The following is a 20,584-nucleotide window of genomic DNA, read 5'->3' as shown; positions in this document are numbered from 1 at the left end:
CTATGAGCAACCTGTCGCGACCCTTTGAAGAGCGAGCAATTATGTATCTGGTGTGTGGCGAAGCGCTGTTCGATTTCTTCAGTGAAAACGACCCCGGCGACCTGGCTTCAACAGTGAATTTCAAGGCCATTGCCGGCGGATCGCCATTCAATGTGGCGGTGGGCTTGCGACGTTTGGGCGTGGATGCAGCGTTACTTGCCGGATTGTCGACCGACTATCTCGGGCGTCGCTTGCTGCAAGTATTGCAAGATGAGGGTGTACGCACCGACTATTTGATCGACTTCGATGTGCCGAGCACCCTGGCCATGGTTGCGGTTGGGGCCAACGGTTCGCCGCACTACAGTTTCCGGGGCGAAGGCTGCGCGGATCGACAGTTGCAACTACAACATCTGCCGACGCTGGGGCCTGAGGTGAGAGGACTGCACATCGGGTCATTTTCCCTGGTAGTCCAGCCCATTGCCGACACATTACTGACGCTGGTGCGTCGGGAAAGCGGTAAACGCCTGATCAGCCTCGACCCGAACGTTCGACTCAACCCTGAGCCGAACATCGAGTTATGGCGCTCGCGCATTGCGACGCTGGTGGAGTTGGCCGACCTGATCAAAGTCAGTGACGAGGACCTGGATTTTTTGTACCCCGGACAGGACCCGGCGGGTGTCATCGAAGGCTGGATGCAGCACCGCTGTCAGTTGGTATTCCTGACGCGTGGCGGCGACGGTGCAACCGTGTTCAGCCGGGCTCACGGGTCATGGTCGGCTCCCGCCCTTTCGGTGAAGATTGCCGACACCGTAGGCGCTGGTGATACCTTTCAGGCTGCGCTGATTGCCTGGTTGACCGAGCATCAGATGGATTCGGTGGAAGGCATGATGCAGCTCAGTTGCGATCAGATCGACACGATGCTTGGGTTCGCGATCCAGGCAGCGGCGCTGACGTGCAGCAAGACTGGACCGGATTTGCCCCATCGGCATCAAATAGATTTGCGTTGACCCTGTGAGAGCCGGCTAGTCAGAGAAAGCGGTCTGACCAGCCGACAGGCGGCGTTCAGGCGGGTTAACCATTTCTTAACTTTGCGGTCCAACACTTCACTGGACCGCACGCCTTCAGTTTTCTCTGACGCCCAGTGCGGCAGGTTCGACTACACGTCGAACTGTATTTCCGACCGCACCGGAGATCGTTCATGAACACGCACTCATTGCTGCTGGCCTTTGCGTTCACTTGCACCGCGTTTGCCGGCCTGGCTCAGGCTGACGACACCTCAACCTCACAAGCCGTGCCCTATCACTACGGCATGCCATTGCACGTCAGCAAGGTTATCTCGCTGACAGAGCCCTCTACCCTGGAGTGCAAAGTGGTAAAGGCCGACATGAAGTATCTCGATGAAAACGGCAGACCTGCGGAAATTTCCTACCGCAAGCTTTCCGACGCCTGCGAGAACCAAGGCTGACCGAGCTTTCGACTGTGGATCAGCCGCTGACGTGCGATGGGTCTGGACTTTTTCAGCCCCATCGCACTTCAGTGGCGTTTGAAAACCGCGTTAAAGTGCCTTATCCAGCGACGAATAGCGTTCGACTTCGACGGGATGCTGTTGAGAGCGCAAACCAGCAATCAGATCATTGATTTCCCTACAGCCATTTAGCTGCGAAGCATCGATACCTGTCACCGAGAAATCCAGTTGATCGGTTCGCCCGTCGGCAAATACCTTGATGGTCAGCTTGAGGTCAGGAGATAGCGAACACTGGCAGCGTTTGGGCAAAAAACTGCTTTCGATGATGTTGCGAAGTTCCAAGGCAGATAAAAACATGGCGACCGGCTCCTTTGTTTGATTGCCAATGATTAATAACGCCCGCTCGTGTGAAATTGCGGCGAACTTAAGAACAGCTACAGCATAAAACATGCCCGGATTTTCGCCGTGCAGCTCATCGTTAAATCAAAGGTTTAGACGAAACGCCCGCGGTTTCGGCCGTGCAATTTGCAAGAACGGCCTGTCTGGGTCCGGTACTTTGCACGCTGACCGCGCAAGATTTGCATTCGCTGCTCACCGCGGTAAGAATGCGCCCATTCATCACCAGCAAGGAGGCAACATGGGTTCTTTGACCTTGAACGCAACAATCGGGTTGCTCGCTGCGGGGCTGACCAGCCTGGTGCAAGCGGCGAAACTGGAAACAGTCGCGCCCTTCCCCAAAGCCGAAAGCGGTTTCACCCGTCAAGTCATTCACCTGGCCCCGCAAACACGAGAAGACGATTTCCAGGTTGAAATCCTCGCCGGCAAGACAATGACCGTGGATTGCAATCGACCACGTTTGGGCGGAATGCTTGAAGAAAAAAACCTCGAAGGCTGGGGCTATCCGTTCTACCGTCTGGAAAAAGTCATTGGACCGATGAGCACTCTGATGGCCTGCCCCGCCGGCACCAGCCAACAGGGCTTCGTCCCGGTGGTCGGCGACGGTTTCCTGCTGCGCTACAACAGCAAACTGCCGATCGTGCTCTACGTTCCCAAAGACATCGAAGTGCACTATCGAATCTGGTCGGCGTCGAGCAAGGTCGAGAAGGCCGTTCAGGAATAACCGGCCATTGTGCAACGCCGACACCCGCCACCTGCCCTCACGCCAGAGCGCCGCATAATGCGGCGCGCTCGGCCACATATCCCAGACTATCGAAATTGATGTTGGCACCCGAGTCGATGGCCACCAGCGTCTGACCTCTGACCCCGGTCCGGTCCACGTATTTTTTAATGCCTGCAACTGCCAATGCGCCGGACGGCTCGGTGATCGAGCGGGTATCGTCGTAGATGTTCTTGATCGCCGCGCAGAGTTCGTCGTTACTGACGGTTACCACTTCATCGACACAGAACCGGCAAACCTCAAACCCATAAGCACCGATTTGAGCGACGGCCACACCGTCGGCAAAGGTTCCTACGCCGGGCAGGACGACCCGCTCGTCCGCCAGCAACGCCGCGTAAAGGCATGCAGAGTGTTCCGACTCAACGCCAATGATCCGCACTTCAGGCCTCAGGTACTTAACGTAGGCCGCGATTCCCGCGATCAAACCGCCGCCGCCTACCGGCACAAAGATCGCGTCCAGTGAACCTTGGTGCTGACGCAGGATTTCCATGGCGACTGTTCCCTGGCCTGCGATGACATCCGGATCATCAAAAGGCGAAACAAAAGTACGACCGGTTTCCCGGGCGAGGTCCAGCGCATAGGCCAGCGCAAACGGGAAACTCTCGCCATGCAACACCGCGTCGGCGCCTCGGCTGCGAACCCCGGTCACTTTCAATTGCGGCGTCGTACACGGCATGACGATGCAGGCATCGATTCCTAATTCCCGTGCGGCCAGTGCCACGCCCTGAGCATGGTTGCCGGCAGATGCGGTGACCACGCCACAGGCCTTTTGCGCATCGCTCAATTGCACGAGCTTGTTATAGGCCCCACGGATCTTGAAGGAAAAGGTGGGCTGCAAATCTTCGCGCTTGAGCAAAATGTGGTTACCCAGGATTTGCGACAATGCATGGGCAGGTTGCAGCGGCGTGCGCACGGCCAGTTCGTACACCGGCGCGGCGAGGATCTTTTTGACGTAGTGCTCCAGCAAGGCCTGTTGTTCGGATGTGCAATTCATCGTCGTCTCCTGACTTTTATCGGGACCCAGGAGACAGAAAATGAAAACCCGCCTCCAGGGCGGGTTGGGTGCTGCAGATGTGAGCTAGCCCGCCAAATGAGGAATGGCGGTAATAATGCTTGGCTGGCAGCGCAATACGTGAGTAGTCATGGCACGAAATTAGCCGGACGCTGATAGCAAGTCAATGGCAAGTTTTTCGTGGCGCCAGTAGGCTGGTCGTCATGATCATCACCCCAAGGACGGAAACCATGAAAACCATTGCCCTGCCGTTGATTGCCCTGATTGCCTTTGGCGCCTACACCGTTTCGGTAATGCTTCAAGCCGAACAATCGCTGATCGACTTCGGCATCAGCCTTATGTCGAGTCCGGATACGGCGCAAGTGGTCATAGACCTGTATGTGCTGGCCACAATGGCGGGCATTTGGATGTACCAGGATGCGCGCAAACGTGGGCAGTCGGCGTTATCGGTCGCGCCCTATTTGCTGATCACCGCCATTTTTGTGTCCATTGGGCCGTTGTTGTACCTGGTGGTCCGTGGGATTCACAACCACAAACAACGGGTGAGTGCGCCTCAGCAAAGCTGATCCGCAGGCCCACCGATTGTTGAGTCGCTTACTGTTTCAGACCGACTTTATAGAGCCCGCCCTTCTCTTCATCGGTGAGCACATACAAATACCCGTCCTGCCCTTGGCGTACATCGCGGATGCGCTTGTTCAGATCGCCGAGCAAGCGCTCCTCGTGCACCACCTTGTCACCCTCAAATTCCAGGCGGATCAGCTCCTGGCTGACCAGCGCGCCGATAAATACGCTGTGTTGCCACTCCTTGAATCGGTCGGCGTCGTAGAACGCCATGCCGCTCAAGCCCGGGGATTTTTCCCAGACATGGTACGGTGCAAGGGTGCCTTCGGCGGTTTGCCCTTTGGCTTCGGGTATCGGCTGGCCGGAATAGTTGATGCCGTGGGTCGCCAACGGCCAGCCGTAGTTTTTCCCGCGTTCGATGATATTGATCTCGTCTCCACCGCGCGGGCCATGTTCGTTTTCCCATAGCGTACCGTTCCAGGGATTCACTGCAGCACCTTGCGGGTTGCGTTGCCCATAGGACCAGATTTCCGGCCGCACATTGGCCTGACCGACGAAGGGATTGTCTTTAGGCACTTTGCCATCCGGGTAGATGCGCACCACCTTGCCTTGCAGCTTGTCCAGATCCTGAGCAGTCGATCGGTCGTTGTTTTCCCCGAAGGTCACGAACAGGTACCCGTCGCGGTCGAACACCAGCCGCGAACCGAAATGGTTGCCCACCGACAATTTGGGTTCCTGGCGCAGGATCACGTGAAAGTCCTTGAGCGCCGTGAGGTCTTCGGACAACCGACCGCGTCCGACAGCTGTACCGGCCTTGTCGCCCGAACCGCCACCTTCGGCGTAGGACAGATAAACCATGCGGTCTTGTTTGAAGTCGGGTGACAACGCCACGTCGAGCAATCCGCCCTGGCCTTTGGCCCAGACTTCGGGCACGCCATTGAGTGGCGCTGACAGTTTGCCATCGGTCGTCACCAACCGCAGGTTCCCGGGCCGCTCAGTCACCAGCATCCCCTGGAGGTCAGGCAGAAACGCCAGTGCCCAGGGGTGTTCCAGCCCTGTCACGATCGGGGTGACCTCAAGGGTTCCCTGCTCACTTTTGAATGTTTGGACAGGCTGCGCCAACGCAGCGGATGTGACGGTGAGCAATGCGCTGCCACACAAGGTAGCCAGCAGGGTTTTACGCAACATGCACGATTCCTTTTCTCGTCAGAGTGGCAAACAAGGCATGTGCCCTGGCGTTCAACGGTTGCTGCCGGAATCTCGGGGAGGCGGATTCGGGATGAATTTCGGTGGGCTTGAGGGCGTTGTTTGAGCAGGATAACGATTGCCGATTCCGCCGTTATCCAGGGTCGGCGGGCGCGGCGCTGGCACGGTGTTAGGGCTGCGGATAGCCGGGGCGCTGGGTTGCGTACCCTGCATGCTGTTGGGGTTTGCCCGGTGAATCGGGCTGTTGTAAGGATTGTTGCTGGCAGCGCCCGGCAGATTCTGAGCCACCAACAATGACGCAGTGGCATCGGCCTGGGCTGCGGCACTCAATGCACCACACAAGACCAGCAGCATCGCAGCGGGAAGGAATGAGTTCATGGCGGCCTCTCTGCATCAGCGTGAACAAGAACTTCGATACCACGCTACGCCCGGGGTTCGGATTTGTTAACCAAAACCGCACTGGCAAGATGTAACACGAAGTTGAGCGACACCTGGTGACTTACCGAAAACAACGGAAACTTTTGTCCAGCGCGGTGGGTCACCTGAACACATCACTTTGCGAGTAAACCACCATGGCTCGGGCAATCTGGAAAGGTGCAATCAGCTTCGGATTGGTACACATTCCTGTGGCGCTGGTCTCGGCGACGTCGTCCCAAGGCGTGGATTTCGACTGGCTCGACAGCCGCAGCATGGACCCGGTGGGTTACAAGCGCGTCAACAAGGTCACCGGCAAGGAAGTCACCAAGGAGCATATCGTCAAAGGCGTCCAATACGAAAAAGGCCGGTACGTGGTGCTCAGCGAAGAGGAAATTCGCTCGGCACATCCGCTGTCGACACAGACCATCGATATTTTTGCGTTTGTCGACAGCAGTCAAATCCCGTTACAGAACATCGACACACCCTATTACCTGGCACCGGATAAACGCGGGGGCAAGGTCTATGCGCTGTTGCGCGAGACCCTCGACAAAACGGGCAAGGTCGCCCTGGCCCGAGTGGTGCTGCATACCCGTCAATACCTGGCGGCGTTGATGCCAATGGACTCGGCCATGGTGCTGGTGAAATTGCGCTGGCCGGCGGAAGTCCGCAGCCTGGACGAACTCGCTCTAGGCCCGGACGTCACCAAGGCTCAGCTGACCAAAGGAGAACTGGACATGGCCAAACGCCTGGTGGCCGACATGAGCGTCGAATGGTCGCCGGACGATTACCGCGATGAGTTTGAAGACAAGATCATGGCCCTGGTGGACAAGAAAGCCCATGAAGGCAAGATCGAAGACGTGGAAACCGCTACTGGGGAGCAAGAGCGTAAATCCGCCGATGTGATTGATCTGACGGAACTGCTCAAACGCAGTCTGGGTGGCAAGGGAGCAAGTAAGGCAACGGCCAAGCCCAAAGCGGCGAGCAAGCCGGCTGCGCGCAAAAAAGCCAGCAAGTAATGGATTGAATGTCGCCCACGTCCCGCGATGACACCGACAGCCCCGACGGCCTCAAATCAGCACGAAAACCGCGACCAACCCGGCAAAAATCGACCATTTTTGCAGGTAGTAAAGTTTGCGATTTCGCTTTTTCAATTGCTTGCCATGCAGCCGAATCTTGTAGATTTTGCCGAACAGTCGATTGATGCCCCCGACTTTGTCACCTGCCTCGTTCGGCGCACCGGCCGCCGACATCACATGGCGGCTGAACCAGCTGTTGAAGAAAGCTGCCCAGCGATACTTCATCGGTCGCTCGACATCGCAAAACAGGATGATGCGATTTTGCTGCGTGGTGTTTTCGGCGAAATGTATGAAGGTTTCGTCGAACATCACCGCCTCGCCGTCTCGCCAGTGATAATTCTCGCCATCGACATTGATGTAGCAACCGGCATCGTTGGGCGTTTCGAGGCCCAGGTGGTAGCGGTAGGACCCGGCATACGGATCGCGGTGACGCACCAGTTTGGCACCCGGTGGCAACTCGGCGAACATGGCAGCCTTGATTGAACCGATGCTTTGCACCAGTTCCGTCGTGCGTGGGCAAAGTTTCATGGCTGACGGGTGACTGTCGCCATACCACTTGAGGTAGAAACGCTTCCAGCCCGTCTTGAAGAAGGAATTGAAACCGACATCGTCATACTGGTTCGAACGCTTGATCTCCCCGGCCCGGAGCAAATGCTGACCTTCGGCGCGGATCTCTTCCCAATGCGCTTGCAATGGACTCAGATCGGGAAAATCCGCGGGATTGAGGTAGGGCTTGTTGGGGATTTTCGAGAACATATAAAGGAAGCAATTGACCGGTGCCAGAAACGTCGAGTGATCGCTTAGCTGACGCCCCAGCTTATGGCGTACTCGTCCCCGCAGATGTACATACGCAATCGATACAACGTAGATAACGGCAATGATGAGTTTCACAGAAATCGCCACACCTCAGGTGAACACACTGCGGCCCTTGTTGGCCTGAATGCCATTGGGTCATGTGCAGCGTCTGAATTCGCAAGTGCGTCCAGCGGTACACCATTGAGCCCCGCCGCTATTCGGCACCGGACTGATGGATGGCATTTTAGCCACAGTTTGTAACCAATAGTTAACCCGAAAATGTGAAAATCTGTCCATTCATACAGGCAAAGTGTCGCACAGGCCTGAACGCCCTATCGTTTAAAGAGCCAGACCAGTACAATCGCCGCCAAACTTTACGCGCACCCTTGGTTGATCGCGGGAAACAATCCCGTCTCAGCACGCTTTGACTCGGGTCAAGCGCTCCACATGCTGCTGTCCACTTGATGCCAGATGGATCTTCCGCTTCTGATCGGGATGCACATCCCATGGATCGAACAGCGGGAACGGGTACTGAATCGGTACTGCCGCAACCCTAGCTACTCTGAATGCTTCGCAGGAAAAACCTTTGATTTCTACAGCTAACATCACGATGCAGTTCGGCGCCAAGCCGCTCTTCGAAAACGTTTCGGTCAAATTCAACGGTGGCAACCGTTATGGCTTGATCGGTGCCAACGGTTGCGGCAAGTCGACCTTCATGAAGATTCTGGGCGATGACCTCGAGCCTTCCGGCGGCCAGGTCATGCTGGAGCCAAACGTGCGCCTGGGTAAATTGCGCCAGGACCAGTTCGCCTACGAAGAATTCACCGTGATCGACACCGTGATCATGGGTCACGAAGAGCTGTGGAAGGTCAAGGCCGAGCGCGACCGCATCTATTCGCTGCCGGAAATGAGCGAAGAAGACGGCATGGCCGTGGCCGAACTGGAAACCGAGTTCGCTGAAATGGACGGCTACACCGCTGAATCCCGCGCCGGCGAACTGCTGCTGGGCCTGGGTATTCCCATGGAACAGCATTTCGGACCGATGTCTGAAGTCGCTCCAGGCTGGAAACTGCGGGTGTTGCTGGCTCAAGCCCTGTTCTCCGATCCGGAAGTGCTGTTGCTCGACGAACCGACCAACCACCTGGACATCAACACCATTCGCTGGCTGGAAACCATTCTCAAGGCGCGTAACAGCACCATGATTATCATTTCCCACGACCGCCACTTCCTGAACAGCGTCTGCACCCACATGGCTGACCTGGACTACGGTGAGTTGCGCCTGTTCCCGGGCAACTACGACGAGTACATGACCGCGGCCACCCAGTCCCGCGAGCAGTTGCTGTCGGACAACGCCAAAAAGAAAGCCCAGATCTCCGAACTGCAGACGTTCGTCAGCCGCTTCTCGGCCAACGCCTCGAAAGCCAAGCAGGCCACCTCCCGCGCCAAGCAGATCGACAAGATCCAGCTGGCCGAAGTCAAGCCATCGAGCCGCGTGAGCCCGTTCATCCGATTCGAACAGACCAAGAAGCTGCACCGACAGGCCGTGACCATCGAGCAGATGTCCAAGGGCTTCGACGGCAAGACCCTGTTCAAGAACTTCAGCTTCACCGTCGAAGCCGGCGAGCGCCTGGCGATCATCGGCCCGAACGGTATCGGCAAGACCACCCTGCTGCGCACGCTCATGGGCGAACTGACCCCGGACGCCGGTTCGGTGAAGTGGACCGAAAGCGCGGAACTGGGCTACTACGCCCAGGACCACGCCCATGACTTCGAAGACGACGTCAGCCTGTTCGACTGGATGGGCCAGTGGACTCAGGGCGAGCAGATCATCCGTGGCACCCTGGGCCGCATGCTGTTCTCCAACGACGAGATCCTCAAGTCGGTCAAGGTCATCTCCGGTGGTGAGCAAGGTCGCATGCTGTTCGGCAAGCTGATTCTGCAAAAGCCGAACGTTCTGGTGATGGACGAACCGACCAACCACCTGGACATGGAATCGATCGAAGCGCTGAACCTGGCGCTGGAGAACTATCCGGGCACGCTGATCTTCGTCAGCCACGACCGCGAGTTCGTATCGTCCCTGGCCACCCGGATCATCGAGTTGAGCCCGAATGGCGTGACTGATTTCAGCGGTACTTATGACGATTACCTGCGCAGCCAAGGCGTAGTGTTCTAAGCGTCAGCTGTCATTGAAAAGCCCTGTCCATGTGACGGGGCTTTTTGCTTTCAAGATCAAAAGATCGCAGCGTTCGGCAACTCCTGCAATTGACGGTGTATACCGTCTTGAGCCTCACTGCGCAAATCGCCTTGTACATGGAATCATGCAGCTACGCGGGCTCTTCGTAGGAGTTGGCTTGCCAGCGAAAGCGGTGTGTCAGTCACCATCGATGTTGGATGTACCGACCCCTTCGCCGGCAAGCCGGCTCCTACAAGGGATACTTGTCGAGCACGGATTCTGTGTGCACTGAAGACCACTGTAGCTGCCGAAGGCGGCGATGTTTTAATCGTTAGCGTGCTTTCTTTTATTGCAACGCCGCGCCATGATGGAACTCTCCCACCGCCGCCCGCGAACGAGCCCTCATGTCTGTGCAGCAATTGCCTCCGCAAAGCTCCATGGCGATCACCCTGCAGATCGTCTCCATCGTCTTCTATACCTTTATTGCCTTCCTCTGCATCGGCTTGCCGATAGCGGTATTGCCAGGTTATGTCCACGAACAGCTCGGGTTCAGCGCCATTGTCGCGGGGCTGACCATCGGTTCCCAATACCTCGCCACTTTGCTGAGCCGCCCCATGGCAGGTCGCATGTCGGACAGTATCGGAACCAAGCGCGCCATTATTTATGGCTTGTCAGGGATCGTGTTGAGTGGCGCGCTGACATTGCTCTCGACCTTGCTGCAAAGTTTTCCCCTGCTCAGTCTGTTGATCCTCCTCGCCGGGCGCCTGCTGCTCGGGGTCGCTCAAGGGTTGATCGGCGTCGGCACCATCAGTTGGTGCATGGGCCAAGTGGGCGGGGAACACACGGCGCGGTCGATATCCTGGAACGGCATTGCTTCATACGGAGCGATTGCCATCGGCGCGCCGCTGGGCGTGGTGATGGTCGGGCAACTCGGGTTTGCCAGTCTCGGGATTGCGCTGTCGCTGCTGGCCCTGGCTGCGTTGCTACTGATTCGCAACAAACCGTCAGTGCCTGTGATTCGTGGTGAGCGCCTGCCCTTCTGGGCCGTGTTCGGGCGCATCGCGCCGTTTGGCGCGAGCTTGAGCCTGGCCTCCATCGGCTATGGCACCCTCACAACATTCATCACCCTGTATTACGTCAGTCGTGGCTGGAGCGGTGCGGCTTATTGTCTGAGCGTGTTCGGCGTGTGCTTCATTGTGTCGCGGCTGCTGTTCATTTCCAGCATCAGCCGCTTCGGCGGCTTCACATCTGCCATTGCCTGTATGTGTATCGAGACGGTTGGTCTGGTCCTGCTGTGGCTTGCACCTTCAACCGGTTACGCCTTGCTTGGCGCCGGGCTGACCGGTTTCGGCCTGTCGCTGGTGTATCCGGCACTCGGCGTCGAAGCTATCAAGCAGGTCCCCAGCGCCAGCCGCGGTGCGGGGCTGAGTGCCTATGCCGTGTTCTTTGACCTGGCACTGGCAATTGCCGGCCCGCTGATGGGCGCCGTTGCGCTGAATCTGGGGTACTCGTGGATTTTCTTCAGCGCAGCGTTGTTGTCGGTGACGGGGTTGGGTTTGACGTTGTGGCTCAAACGGCGCGCCGAAACTTGAAGAGCAGAAAATCAAAAGATCGCAGCCTTCGGCAGCTCCTACGGTAAATGTGTAGGCGCTGCCGAAGGCTGCGATCTTTTAACTACTGATCCGCCGTTTGCATCCCGGCCCGGGTCGACCGGCCCAAGGTGCGAGTGAAGAAGCTGCCGGCTTCGGAAATGAGACTGCGGTGAATGTCTTCACGGTCAACGCCATCGGCATCGGTGCACAGCGCAGGCATGATCACGATTTGCTCATCATTGCACGGCGCCATGAACACGAAGTGCCCTGCCCCGGCCAATAATTTGAAGTCTGGCGCTACAGGCAGTTTGCGCGCAAGCGCGGCGGCATTCTTATCCACCGCCACCAATTTGTCGCCATCGCCACTGTAAAGCAGCACCGGCACGTGCACGTCGGCCAGGGTTTGGCGGCCAAACTTCAGGCTCAAGGGTGCCATCAACATCAGGGCGTGGACCCGTGGATCTGCGACGGGTTGCAAGTCATCGCGATCGACAATCAGCTCGCCTTTGGTATTGCAGGCATCGCGATCATCCGGGCGCTCTTCGCAATAACGCCGCAGGCGATCCAGATCCGGCGTCGCGCCGGACAGAATCAGCGCCGTCTCGCCCCCTGCCGAATAACCAATCACGCCCACTTGATCGGCATTGACGAACGGCGCGAGCATGCGGTCTCCCAAGGTGGCGGTGATAGCTTCGGAAATCTGTATCGGCCGACCATAGAGGTTACTCAATGTACCGAGTCGGCTGTGGTCTTTGGAGTTGTCACCGGGATGGATCACCGCCACCACCACAAAGCCTTTGCGCGCCAGCGATGTCGCAAGGTCGTGCAGGGCCAACGGGGTGCCGGTGTTGCCGTGGGAGAGCATGAGCATCGGAAAGCGGCCGATGGCGACTTTGGTGTCTTCCCCGGCTTCGACGGTGTACCCCTCTAGCTTGCTGGTGTGCTCCCGGTCGCTGGAAGGATAGAACGCGATGGCGCGCATCGGTTGCAGGTCCAGCGGATCAAGAAAGCTCATTTCATGGAAGCCGACGCTCCAGCGAGGATGCGAAGCAGGTGCAGCGTGCACAGTAATCAGGCTGCCAAGCAGGCAAATCAGCAATGTTGCACAAAGACGCACCATGGGATGCCCCACCTTGTTACCGGACCGGAGACGCTAACCCTCGACTGCATAACTCGGGCCACAATCTGTAACGACCAGAAACAAAAAACTCCGCATCTGGTACTTGCGCATCCAGAATACAGAGTTTTTTGAGGCTTTACCTGAGCGGTTGAGCTTCTTTACGCAGGGCTTACGCTGCAGCGAACAACTGCTCGCTGATTCGCGTGTGAGCGTCGCTCATTGCTTTGTTGCGCACTTCATCACCATAAGCCAGGCCCTCGGCACGGACGATTTCAACGTCGGTGATGCCGATGAAACCGAACAACAGCTTCAAATATTCTTCGTGGGCAACACCAGTTGCCTGACCGGCGTGTATGCCACCGGAGGTCGAAACAATTACGACTTTCTTGCCACCGCACAGGCCTTCAGGACCCGCTTCGGTGTAACGGAAGGTCTGGCCGGCAACGGCAATGCGGTCGATCCACGCCTTCAATTGCGTCGGGATAGTGAAGTTATACATCGGAGCTGCAATCACAACGGCATCGGCGGCGAGGAATTCGGCCAGGGTCTGGGCACTCAGGTCGGCTTCGTGCTGTTGAGCGGCGTTGCGCAATTCAGCGGTAGTGCCAGCAGCAACCAGGGTTGTGGCAGAGAAATGGCTGATGGCATCAGCGGCCAGGTCGCGGTAGGTCACTACGGCGCTTGGTTCGGCGGATTGCCAGGCTTTAACGACTTCGCCGCTCAACTGACGGGAAGCCGAGTTGTCGCCAAGAATGCTCGAATCGATATGCAGCAGTTTCATGTGGGATCTCCAAGTGAGGATCGCAACCGGGCGACCTGATGGAAACAATCCTACAGATGAAACCAATGGCTGATTAGATGGCAACAATGCGATAGTTTGTCTCACACATAGAACAATCAGGTAACCCTCATGCAAGACCTGAACGACCTTTATTACTTCGCCAAGGTGGTGGAAGCCGGTGGCTTCGCGGCGGCCGGGCGTTTGCTGGGGATTCCCAAGTCGCGACTGTCGCGTCGAATCGCCGAGCTGGAGGAACGCCTGGGCGCTCGTCTACTGCAACGCACCACCCGCCAGTTGAAGCTGACGGCCGTAGGCGAACGCTATCTGCGGCACTGCCAAGCCATGCTGCTGGAAGCGGAAATGGCCGACGAGGCGGTGGCGAGCATGTCCAGCGAGCCCCGTGGACGTCTGCGGGTGTCCTGTCCGGTGGGACTGGCTCACGAAATTCTGCCGGGTGTGATCAGCGACTTCCTCGAGCGATTCCCGCAGGTGCAACTGGAAGTCATGCTGCTCAATCGCCGCGTCGACCTGGTGAACGAAGGTATAGATGTCGCATTGCGGGTGCGCGAGTTGGGTGATGAAGATCCGCTGCTGGTGACCCGACGCTTGCGTCAGGCGCAGATGTTGTTGGTTGCCAGCCCGGGGTTCCTGCTTGGCCGTGAGATCAATCACCCCGAAGACTTGAAAAGCCTTCCGGTGTTGGGCGCCCTCGAAGCCGATCGGTTGATGCATATCCGCCTGCTGGACCAGCAAGGCAAAAGCTTCGAGCTTGCGATGGAAGCTCGCCTGGGCATCGATGACTTTATCGTTCGCAAGGCCAGCACCCTCGCCGGACTCGGCTTTACAATGCTGCCGATGATGTATTGCGAACAGGAACTGGCCAGCGGTTCACTGGTGCAATTGCTGCCCGAGTGGTCGCTGCCTGGCGGCTGGTTGCAGGCGGTGTACCCTCATCGACGCGGCGTGATGCCGGCCGTACGCGCCTGGATCGATCATCTGGTCGAATCCTTCAATGCCTGTGGAGAGCGATTACTATGAAGGCTGGACGCATGAGCGAAGAGGATGTCGCGGTATTCTGCCTGACCCTGCCCGGTGCGCGGGAGGATTACAAATGGGGTGGCGTGCGAGTGTTTTCGATTGCGGGGAACAAGATGTTCGCCTTGCAGGGACTAAGGGGTTCGTCCCTGGCGTTCAAGGTCGATAAGGATCTGTTTCTTGGCCATTGCGACCGTCCGGGAATCCATCCGGCGCCTTATCTGGCACGCGCCCAATGGATCATCATGGAACTGCCCTACCCGTTGGGCCGTGAAGAGCTGCAAGGCTTGTTGCAGCGCTCCCACCAATTGGTGGTGAGCAAACTGCCCAAGCGCACCCAGGTGGGGTTGTTGCTCGATTGATCAGAACAACGCGAACAGGTGTGCGCCGAGGAACAACATGTCGATCCAGAACACCTGGTGCAACAGCACGATGATCCAGAACACCAGTTGAAACGAAACCTTGCGGGTTTTGTGCCGCAATACTTGCTGAGCCAGTAAAGCGCCCGGCCAGCCACCCGCGAATTCCAGCGCATGCAGCACGTTTTCCGGCGTGCGCCATTGATCCGCAACTGCCTTGCGCTTGTCGCTCCAGTACAGCGCTAACGTCACAACACTGATGATGCCGTAGGCTGCCAGGGGAATCAGCGAAACCCCGCGCAGCCATAACGACATCGAACCCCACAACGGCAACGCACATAGAATGACGAACACCAGCCATTTCAGCCGGGGATTGCGGATCTGGCCTCCGGGCTGACGCCCGGGATTATTGCGCGTGCGGGAGTCACTCATGGTTTGGCGGCAGTCCAGTCGACCCAGCCGAATTGCCAGGTGGCCAGGATCAGCAAGCCGAACCCGATGCGATACCAGGCAAACACCGCATAGCTGTGACTGGCAATGAATTTGAGCAAACCACGCACCGCGATCATCGCGAAGATAAACGCGGTGACGAAACCAATCGCAAACACCGGGAAATCCGCAGGCACGAACAGGTGACGGTATTTGTAACCCGAATACACCGCGGCACCGACCATGGTCGGCATCGCCAGGAAGAACGAAAACTCGGTAGCGGTCTTGCGCGACAACCCGAACAACAGGCCGCCGATGATGGTCGAGCCCGAGCGCGATGTCCCCGGAATCATCGCCAGGCACTGGGCAAAGCCGACTTTCAGCGCGTCTTTCCAAGTGATGTCATCGACCGTTTCGGCATGGACTTCATGCTGACGGCGTTCGGCCCACAGCATGATGATGCCGCCCACGACCAGTGCACTGGCCACGGTGATCGGGTTGAAAAGATACTCGTGGATCAGATCGGCAAAAATTACGCCCAATACCACGGCGGGCAGGAAGGCAATCAACAGGTTTGCGGTAAAGCGCCTGGCGCTTGGCTGGGTTGGTAAACCGATGACCACGTCGAAAATCTTTCGCCGAAACTCCCACACCACCGCCAGGATCGCCCCAAGCTGAATGATGATGTTGAAAGCCATGGCTCGCTCACCACCGAAGTCGAGCAAGTCGGCCACGATGATCTGGTGCCCGGTACTGGAAATGGGCAAAAACTCGGTCAGCCCTTCTACAACCCCAAGTATCAACGCCTGAAAGGCAGTCCAAAGATCCATCAATCCCCCAAAAAGCTATGCGCGTCGGCATGCCCCGTTAGTATTTTTCAAAACGTTGACTGCGATCAGCGTAGCTGAAGTCCCACGCGTCTTTCTCCCCGCAGAACCCTGAATATCCTGTGAAATTCAGGTTTTCGGATGCGGGGCCGAAATCCTATCAGACAAGTCCGATTAACGCTGCGGCGTTATTCGACGCAGGTCGCATAGGCCCATCGGACAAGGTGTGGTTGGATGCTGGCGTGGATTTATTACAAGAACAAGAAAAGGGAGTAAACGGGGTATGAACAGCTTGCGCAATATGTCGATCAGCCGTCGCTTGTGGGTCATCCTGATCGTGGCGGTGATGATGCTGCTGACCTTGGGCCTGTTGATGCTCAAGCAAATACACAATGACCTGTACCACGCCAAGGCGCAGAAAACCCAGCATGTGGTGCAGACCGCCAGCGGTATCCTCAGTTATTACCATAACCTCGAAACGTCCGGCACACTCAGCCGTGACGCGGCACAGAAACAAGCCCTGACTACCGTTCGCGGGCTGCGTTATGACCAGAACGATTACTTCTGGATCAACGACCTGACGCCCGTGATGATCATGCATCCGGCCAACCCTAAACTCGATGGACAGAATCTTTCGGCGATCCGTGATCCGGACGGCTTTGCCGTGTTCAACGAAATGGTCGCGGTGGCCAGGTCCAACGGGGCTGGCATCGTCAATTACCGCTGGCCGAAGCCCGGCGCTGATGCCCCGGTGGAAAAAACTTCCTACGTGAAGCTGTTCGAACCCTGGGGCTGGGTGATCGGTTCGGGCGTGTATATCGATGACATGCAGGCCGAGTTCTACGCTCAGGTCTGGAAAGCGGCGTCGATTGGCCTGGCCATTGCGCTGATCATGGCGCTGCTGGTGATCCTGATTGCCCGCAGCATTGTTCACCCCCTGCAGGAAGCCGTGAACGCCATGGCCAACATTGCCACTGGCGAAAGCGATTTGACCCGCAGTCTCGATACCCATGGTCAGGACGAAGTCACGCAATTGGCCCGGCACTTCAATGCCTTCACCGCTAAATTGCGCCGCGTGGTCAGCGAACTGCAGGAGTCCGCCAGTGCACTGGGTCAGTCATCCAGTGAGCTGGGCACCGACGCCGCCCAGGCGCAACAACGCAGCCAGCAGCAATCAGAGCAAATGGAGTTGGTGGCCACAGCGATCAATGAAGTGACCTACGGCGTGCAGGATGTGGCGAAAAACGCCGAGCACGCCGCCAGCGAAATGCGCGACGCCGAGGCACAGGCGCAACAAGGCCAGATCAATATCGATGGCAGTCTGAAGCAGATCGACACCTTGTCCTCCACCATTGACCAGGCCGTGGACGTGATTCGCACCCTGGCGACTGAAAGTACTCAGATCGGCAGTGTTCTGGAGGTCATCCGCTCGATCGCCGAACAAACCAACCTGCTGGCCTTGAACGCAGCGATTGAAGCGGCCCGGGCTGGCGAGCAAGGCCGTGGTTTCGCCGTGGTGGCCGACGAAGTCCGCTTGCTGGCCCAGCGCACGCAGAAATCCACGGCAGAGATTCAGTCGATGATTGAACGGCTGCAAAATCATTCCGAAGCAGCAGTCAAGGTGATTGGAGACAGCAGCCGTGCCTCTCAATTGACCATCGAACAGGCGGGACTGGCCGGCGCAAGCCTGAACGCCATCGGTCAGGCACTACGCAACCTCAATGGCTTGAATGCATCCATTGCCAGCGCGACCCTGCAGCAGGCCCATGTGGTCGAGGACATCAACCAGAACGTGACTCAGGCGGCCGGGTTGTCCCACAGCACCGCATTGGCCGCTGAGCAGTCAAGTGCGTCGAGCGTTCGCCTCAAGGCGTTGAGCGAACAGTTGAACGGCTTGCTCAAGCAATTCCGGGTGTAACTCCTCTCTGTACTGTAGGAGCGAGCTCGCTCGCGATGGTCGTCAACGATAACGCGTGTTTGCAGGCTAAACGCAGCGCGCTTGAGGCCTTCGCGAGCAGGTTCGCTCCTATAAAAATCCGATATCCCCCCCGCCCAGCCATCCCCACGTCATTTTGGGTACAATCCGCCCCCCTCTTCAATTTCACCAAGGAACCTCCATGTCCGGGCTTGAACTGTTTGCCGCCACTCTCGGCGTCATTGCCGTCTGGTTGACGGTCAAACAGAACCCCTGGTGCTGGCCGATCGGCCTGGTGATGGTGCTGATCTACAGTTGGATCTTTTTTGAGGTGAAGTTGTATTCCGACATGCTGCTGCAAGTGATCTACGCCGCGTTACAGCTCTACGGCTGGTGGCAGTGGACCCGCGCAGGCGAGGCGCACCAAGGGCGGGAGGTCAGCCGTCTGGGTGGACAGGCCGTCGCATCGGGGCTCGCACTTGGCGCGATTGCCAGCCTGTTGTTGGGCGCTGCCATGGCGCACTGGACCGACGCGGCCCAGCCCTGGCTCGATGCCGCCCTCACCGCCTTCAGCCTCGTCGCACAAGGGTGGATGGCACAAAAACGCGTGCAGTGCTGGCCGTTGTGGATCGTTTTGGACGTTATTTTCGTCGGCCTGTTTTTGTACAAAGGGATGTACCTGACCGCTGCCTTGTATGGTTTGTTCGCCCTGCTTGCCGTAAAGGGCTGGCGTACCTGGCGCAGCGATCCGGTGTTTTGCCCATGAAGGTATTGGTATTGGCAGGGCCGGAATCCAGCGGTAAAAGCTGGATCTCGAGTGAGATTCACGCCAAATTTGGCGGCATATTGATCGGCGAGTATGTTCGGCACTTCATCGAACGTGAAGCCCGACTAACCTGCCTCGACGACATTCCGTCCATCGCACAGGGGCAGTTGGCCTGGGAAGATGAAGCACGCGCCAAACAGCCACCACTGCTGATTCTCGATACGCACCTCTTGAGCAATATTTTGTGGAGTCGCACGCTGTTTGGTGCTTGCCCGGCGTGGATCGAACAAGCATTGCTGGCACGGCACTACGACCTTCACTTGCTGCTGAGCCCTGAAAACGTGCCTTGGCATGACGATGGCCAGCGCTGCCAACCGCAACTGTCAGAACGCCTGGCGTTTTTCGAGGCAAGCCAACACTGGCTTGAACTGCACCACCAGTCATATCGGGTACTGCAAGGTGACTGGGTACAGCGCAAGGACGCAGCCTTCAAGGCAGTGAAGCAATTGCTGGAAGCCTGACAGGGCGCCCACTCCAGCAAAAATGTCCATTTCTGATACATCCACCTCTACGCAAACCCTCGATTTAGAGCCTCCCAAACGCTCCCGCACGAAACTGTTAAGTCACTGAAACACCCTGCCTTCCCCCCTCTTAACGAGCAACGCCGCCAGCATGGAGGGGTTTTTTGCGTGGCTCTGTCTCAGCGACGTTACAAGACTTTTTTGATCAGCCTGGCACTTGAAGGCAACCCACTGTTTTTACAAGAAAAACAAAAAGCGGCACACCTTCTGCTCTCTTATCCGCAGCGCTGATAAGGGCCAGCGTTTCACTTACAGAAGGAATTGCCGTCGTGGGGAAACTTGATAACAGCATCTTTAGCCTCTTGCTGACCGGATGCGCACTGGGCTCGGTTGTCTCGCTGCCCGTACAGGCTGACAACGGCATCATCACCATCAAACGGGATGTCCAGACGCGCAACGCAGTAGTCCCGCCGCTCATTCCCGACCCTAGCCCAACCACCGTCAACGCCAACCCCTCGAAACAGATCCTCGCTCAGACGAACGAGTTGAGCGACGGTGATTTTGCCAATGTCGCCAGTGGCGCAGGCATCAGTCGACTGGTCACCCAAGGCACCAACAACCTGGGCGGCAATATCACCAACCAGACCCAGCTTTCCAACATGCCAGCCGGACGTTCGGGAAATTCCGGCGGCGGCATTGCGAACATGGTCAACTCAAACATCCAGCAAGGCCTGGGTGCGCTGAAACTCATAACGGGAGACCGTTAGGATGAATCGCAAGTTACTTATTGTCGCCATGTTCTGCAGTGCACCGTCCTTTGCCCAATCTCCCGTCATCAACAACGCCGACATCGACGGTTCGGGCACCCAGTACCAGGGCAACCTCTCGGTCAACCAGGCTGCCGGCGATCAGCAGCAACAGGCAAACGCCAGGGCGATTGCGATTGGCCAGGGCGCCAGCGCAACCACACAGATTCGCCAACGGCTGCGCACCCCTGGCGATCCCGCGAACGATGCCCGGACCAGTATCCAGGGCGACTCCTTCAGCAACGGCAACGGCATTCTGGGCGTCAACCAGAGTGCAGGTGCCAACAACCAGCAGGCCAACGCACTGCGCATCAGTGTCGGTAGCCAGCCGCAAAGTCTCGACGACAGCGTCCTCATGCAACAGAACGTGGCGCTGCTCAACAACTCCGATCCAACTGCCTCAGCACCCGGCTATCGCCAGGTCACTACCAGTGATCAGGCTTTCACAGGTAGCCGTGGGGTGATTCAGTTGAATCAGAGCGCCGGGGTAGGAAACCGAACTGCCAACACCCTGAGCGTACGGGTCGTGGATTGACCCATATAGGTAACAACAACACTTAACCTAAAATAAG

Annotated in this window: 23 protein-coding genes and 1 pseudogene; 15 read left to right on the top strand and 9 right to left on the bottom strand. The window is 57.5% G+C overall.

Translation table 11 applies throughout. From position 1 onward, the window contains the following. Positions 1-41: 41 nt before the first annotated feature. Entirely contained in the window at positions 42-986 is a 945-nt protein-coding gene (locus AD668_RS14995; protein ID WP_053160066.1) for a carbohydrate kinase, read from the top strand. Positions 987-1,177: 191 nt separating this feature from the next. Then, entirely contained in the window at positions 1,178-1,444 is a 267-nt protein-coding gene (locus AD668_RS14990; protein WP_053160063.1) for a DUF2790 domain-containing protein, read from the top strand. Positions 1,445-1,534: 90 nt separating this feature from the next. Here the strand turns inward: AD668_RS14990 and AD668_RS14985 are convergent, their stop codons facing one another. After that, complete coding sequence (locus tag AD668_RS14985; protein WP_053160062.1) at positions 1,535-1,801, bottom strand: DUF1652 domain-containing protein; 267 nt, start codon at positions 1,799-1,801, stop codon at positions 1,535-1,537. A gap of 280 nt (positions 1,802-2,081) precedes the next feature. On the opposite strand from AD668_RS14985, the gene eco reads away from it, so the two are divergent. Then, positions 2,082-2,564 (top strand): serine protease inhibitor ecotin, encoded by a 483-nt coding sequence (gene eco, locus AD668_RS14980; RefSeq protein WP_053160060.1) that lies wholly within the window; start codon positions 2,082-2,084, stop codon positions 2,562-2,564. A 37-nt stretch (positions 2,565-2,601) separates the two neighbouring features. Here the strand turns inward: eco and ilvA are convergent, their stop codons facing one another. After that, on the bottom strand, positions 2,602-3,615 hold the full coding sequence (ilvA, locus tag AD668_RS14975) for a threonine ammonia-lyase, biosynthetic (RefSeq protein WP_082344482.1): 1,014 nt from the start codon (positions 3,613-3,615) through the stop codon (positions 2,602-2,604). A 221-nt stretch (positions 3,616-3,836) separates the two neighbouring features. Here ilvA and AD668_RS14970 point away from each other — a divergent pair, with 221 nt between their 5' ends. Further along, positions 3,837-4,199: an abscisic acid-deficient protein Aba4 family protein gene (locus AD668_RS14970; RefSeq protein WP_371259805.1), complete on the top strand. Its 363-nt coding sequence runs from the start codon at positions 3,837-3,839 to the stop codon at positions 4,197-4,199. A 28-nt stretch (positions 4,200-4,227) separates the two neighbouring features. Here AD668_RS14970 and AD668_RS14965 read toward each other — a convergent pair whose 3' ends face one another. Both AD668_RS14965 and AD668_RS14960 read right to left on the bottom strand, forming a co-directional pair. Beyond that, positions 4,228-5,382, bottom strand: a complete 1,155-nt coding sequence (locus tag AD668_RS14965; protein ID WP_053160056.1) for a PQQ-dependent sugar dehydrogenase — start codon at positions 5,380-5,382, stop codon at positions 4,228-4,230. A 51-nt stretch (positions 5,383-5,433) separates the two neighbouring features. Beyond that, positions 5,434-5,778 (bottom strand): hypothetical protein, encoded by a 345-nt coding sequence (locus AD668_RS14960; protein WP_053160054.1) that lies wholly within the window; start codon positions 5,776-5,778, stop codon positions 5,434-5,436. Between the two features lie 194 nt (positions 5,779-5,972). Here AD668_RS14960 and AD668_RS14955 point away from each other — a divergent pair, with 194 nt between their 5' ends. Further along, a complete protein-coding gene (locus AD668_RS14955) occupies positions 5,973-6,833 on the top strand; it encodes a Ku protein (protein ID WP_053160052.1) in 861 nt (286 codons plus the stop codon). Positions 6,834-6,884: 51 nt separating this feature from the next. Here the strand turns inward: AD668_RS14955 and lpxO are convergent, their stop codons facing one another. Beyond that, positions 6,885-7,784 carry a lipid A hydroxylase LpxO gene (lpxO, locus tag AD668_RS14950; protein ID WP_053160050.1) on the bottom strand — a complete coding sequence of 300 codons (900 nt, stop codon included), beginning with the start codon at positions 7,782-7,784 and terminating at the stop codon, positions 6,885-6,887. A gap of 490 nt (positions 7,785-8,274) precedes the next feature. Between lpxO and AD668_RS14945 the strand changes: the two genes are divergently transcribed. Continuing rightward, on the top strand, positions 8,275-9,861 hold the full coding sequence (locus tag AD668_RS14945) for an ABC-F family ATPase (RefSeq protein WP_053160048.1): 1,587 nt from the start codon (positions 8,275-8,277) through the stop codon (positions 9,859-9,861). Positions 9,862-10,265: 404 nt separating this feature from the next. Beyond that, the gene (locus AD668_RS14940) at positions 10,266-11,453 is read left to right on the top strand and encodes an MFS transporter (protein ID WP_053160046.1); all 1,188 of its coding nucleotides are present in this window, start codon (positions 10,266-10,268) and stop codon (positions 11,451-11,453) included. An 82-nt stretch (positions 11,454-11,535) separates the two neighbouring features. On the opposite strand, the gene AD668_RS14935 is transcribed toward AD668_RS14940, so the two are convergent. Together AD668_RS14935 and AD668_RS14930 are read right to left on the bottom strand one after the other, a co-directional pair. Further along, on the bottom strand, positions 11,536-12,573 hold the full coding sequence (locus AD668_RS14935; RefSeq protein ID WP_053160044.1) for a dienelactone hydrolase: 1,038 nt from the start codon (positions 12,571-12,573) through the stop codon (positions 11,536-11,538). 169 nt (positions 12,574-12,742) lie between these two features. Next, complete coding sequence (locus AD668_RS14930; RefSeq protein ID WP_053160042.1) at positions 12,743-13,354, bottom strand: FMN-dependent NADH-azoreductase; 612 nt, start codon at positions 13,352-13,354, stop codon at positions 12,743-12,745. A gap of 129 nt (positions 13,355-13,483) precedes the next feature. On the opposite strand from AD668_RS14930, the gene AD668_RS14925 reads away from it, so the two are divergent. Together AD668_RS14925 and AD668_RS14920 are read left to right on the top strand one after the other, a co-directional pair. After that, positions 13,484-14,392, top strand: coding sequence for a LysR substrate-binding domain-containing protein (locus AD668_RS14925; RefSeq protein ID WP_053160041.1), 909 nt, complete (start codon positions 13,484-13,486; stop codon positions 14,390-14,392). Further along, positions 14,389-14,751 (top strand): MmcQ/YjbR family DNA-binding protein, encoded by a 363-nt coding sequence (locus tag AD668_RS14920; protein ID WP_053160039.1) that lies wholly within the window; start codon positions 14,389-14,391, stop codon positions 14,749-14,751. Before AD668_RS14925 ends, AD668_RS14920 begins: the two co-directional genes overlap by 4 nt. On the opposite strand, the gene AD668_RS14915 is transcribed toward AD668_RS14920, so the two are convergent. Beyond that, complete coding sequence (locus AD668_RS14915; RefSeq protein WP_053160036.1) at positions 14,752-15,180, bottom strand: DUF1294 domain-containing protein; 429 nt, start codon at positions 15,178-15,180, stop codon at positions 14,752-14,754. Next, positions 15,177-16,007, bottom strand: coding sequence for an undecaprenyl-diphosphate phosphatase (locus AD668_RS14910; protein WP_053160035.1), 831 nt, complete (start codon positions 16,005-16,007; stop codon positions 15,177-15,179). The genes AD668_RS14915 and AD668_RS14910 overlap by 4 nt, the downstream gene beginning before the upstream one ends. Positions 16,008-16,287: 280 nt before the next feature. Between AD668_RS14910 and AD668_RS30370 the strand changes: the two are divergent. The 6 genes and pseudogenes from AD668_RS30370 to AD668_RS14885 all read left to right on the top strand — a co-directional run. Continuing rightward, a pseudogene (locus tag AD668_RS30370) lies at positions 16,288-17,016 on the top strand (cache domain-containing protein); the annotation flags it as partial. Between the two features lie 171 nt (positions 17,017-17,187). Beyond that, positions 17,188-17,922, top strand: coding sequence for a methyl-accepting chemotaxis protein (locus tag AD668_RS30365; protein WP_371259806.1), 735 nt, complete (start codon positions 17,188-17,190; stop codon positions 17,920-17,922). A gap of 199 nt (positions 17,923-18,121) precedes the next feature. Then, positions 18,122-18,685: a nicotinamide riboside transporter PnuC gene (gene pnuC, locus AD668_RS14900; RefSeq protein WP_053160031.1), complete on the top strand. Its 564-nt coding sequence runs from the start codon at positions 18,122-18,124 to the stop codon at positions 18,683-18,685. After that, positions 18,682-19,206, top strand: coding sequence for an AAA family ATPase (locus tag AD668_RS14895; RefSeq protein WP_053160029.1), 525 nt, complete (start codon positions 18,682-18,684; stop codon positions 19,204-19,206). The genes pnuC and AD668_RS14895 overlap by 4 nt, the downstream gene beginning before the upstream one ends. 329 nt (positions 19,207-19,535) lie before the next feature. Continuing rightward, positions 19,536-19,973 (top strand): hypothetical protein, encoded by a 438-nt coding sequence (locus tag AD668_RS14890; RefSeq protein ID WP_053160027.1) that lies wholly within the window; start codon positions 19,536-19,538, stop codon positions 19,971-19,973. A gap of 1 nt (position 19,974) precedes the next feature. Beyond that, entirely contained in the window at positions 19,975-20,547 is a 573-nt protein-coding gene (locus AD668_RS14885; protein ID WP_053160026.1) for a hypothetical protein, read from the top strand. Positions 20,548-20,584: the final 37 nt, after the last annotated feature.

Origin of the sequence: Pseudomonas sp. P1.8 (assembly GCF_001269805.1) — a bacterium.
GTDB lineage: Bacteria > Pseudomonadota > Gammaproteobacteria > Pseudomonadales > Pseudomonadaceae > Aquipseudomonas.
The sequence above is the reverse complement of the archived record's forward strand: the minus strand, read 5'-3'. Positions and strand labels throughout refer to the sequence as shown.

What these genes read in the sequence shown, in the direction of transcription:
- AD668_RS14940 (WP_053160046.1), top strand. Translation starts at nt 10,266, where the DNA reads ATGTCTGTGCAGCAATTGCCTCCGCAAAGCTCCATGGCGATCACCCTG.
- AD668_RS14990 (WP_053160063.1), top strand. Translation starts at nt 1,178, where the DNA reads ATGAACACGCACTCATTGCTGCTGGCCTTTGCGTTCACTTGCACCGCG.
- AD668_RS14970 (WP_371259805.1), top strand. Translation starts at nt 3,837, where the DNA reads ATGATCATCACCCCAAGGACGGAAACCATGAAAACCATTGCCCTGCCG.
- AD668_RS14965 (WP_053160056.1), bottom strand. Translation starts at nt 5,382, where the DNA reads ATGTTGCGTAAAACCCTGCTGGCTACCTTGTGTGGCAGCGCATTGCTC.
- AD668_RS14920 (WP_053160039.1), top strand. Translation starts at nt 14,389, where the DNA reads ATGAAGGCTGGACGCATGAGCGAAGAGGATGTCGCGGTATTCTGCCTG.
- AD668_RS14910 (WP_053160035.1), bottom strand. Translation starts at nt 16,007, where the DNA reads ATGGATCTTTGGACTGCCTTTCAGGCGTTGATACTTGGGGTTGTAGAA.
- AD668_RS14925 (WP_053160041.1), top strand. Translation starts at nt 13,484, where the DNA reads ATGCAAGACCTGAACGACCTTTATTACTTCGCCAAGGTGGTGGAAGCC.
- AD668_RS14985 (WP_053160062.1), bottom strand. Translation starts at nt 1,801, where the DNA reads ATGTTTTTATCTGCCTTGGAACTTCGCAACATCATCGAAAGCAGTTTT.
- pnuC (WP_053160031.1), top strand. Translation starts at nt 18,122, where the DNA reads ATGTCCGGGCTTGAACTGTTTGCCGCCACTCTCGGCGTCATTGCCGTC.
- AD668_RS14955 (WP_053160052.1), top strand. Translation starts at nt 5,973, where the DNA reads ATGGCTCGGGCAATCTGGAAAGGTGCAATCAGCTTCGGATTGGTACAC.
- AD668_RS14960 (WP_053160054.1), bottom strand. Translation starts at nt 5,778, where the DNA reads ATGAACTCATTCCTTCCCGCTGCGATGCTGCTGGTCTTGTGTGGTGCA.
- AD668_RS14915 (WP_053160036.1), bottom strand. Translation starts at nt 15,180, where the DNA reads ATGAGTGACTCCCGCACGCGCAATAATCCCGGGCGTCAGCCCGGAGGC.
- AD668_RS14930 (WP_053160042.1), bottom strand. Translation starts at nt 13,354, where the DNA reads ATGAAACTGCTGCATATCGATTCGAGCATTCTTGGCGACAACTCGGCT.
- eco (WP_053160060.1), top strand. Translation starts at nt 2,082, where the DNA reads ATGGGTTCTTTGACCTTGAACGCAACAATCGGGTTGCTCGCTGCGGGG.
- AD668_RS14885 (WP_053160026.1), top strand. Translation starts at nt 19,975, where the DNA reads ATGAATCGCAAGTTACTTATTGTCGCCATGTTCTGCAGTGCACCGTCC.
- ilvA (WP_082344482.1), bottom strand. Translation starts at nt 3,615, where the DNA reads ATGAATTGCACATCCGAACAACAGGCCTTGCTGGAGCACTACGTCAAA.
- AD668_RS14995 (WP_053160066.1), top strand. Translation starts at nt 42, where the DNA reads ATGTATCTGGTGTGTGGCGAAGCGCTGTTCGATTTCTTCAGTGAAAAC.
- AD668_RS14895 (WP_053160029.1), top strand. Translation starts at nt 18,682, where the DNA reads ATGAAGGTATTGGTATTGGCAGGGCCGGAATCCAGCGGTAAAAGCTGG.
- AD668_RS30365 (WP_371259806.1), top strand. Translation starts at nt 17,188, where the DNA reads ATGGAGTTGGTGGCCACAGCGATCAATGAAGTGACCTACGGCGTGCAG.
- AD668_RS14935 (WP_053160044.1), bottom strand. Translation starts at nt 12,573, where the DNA reads ATGGTGCGTCTTTGTGCAACATTGCTGATTTGCCTGCTTGGCAGCCTG.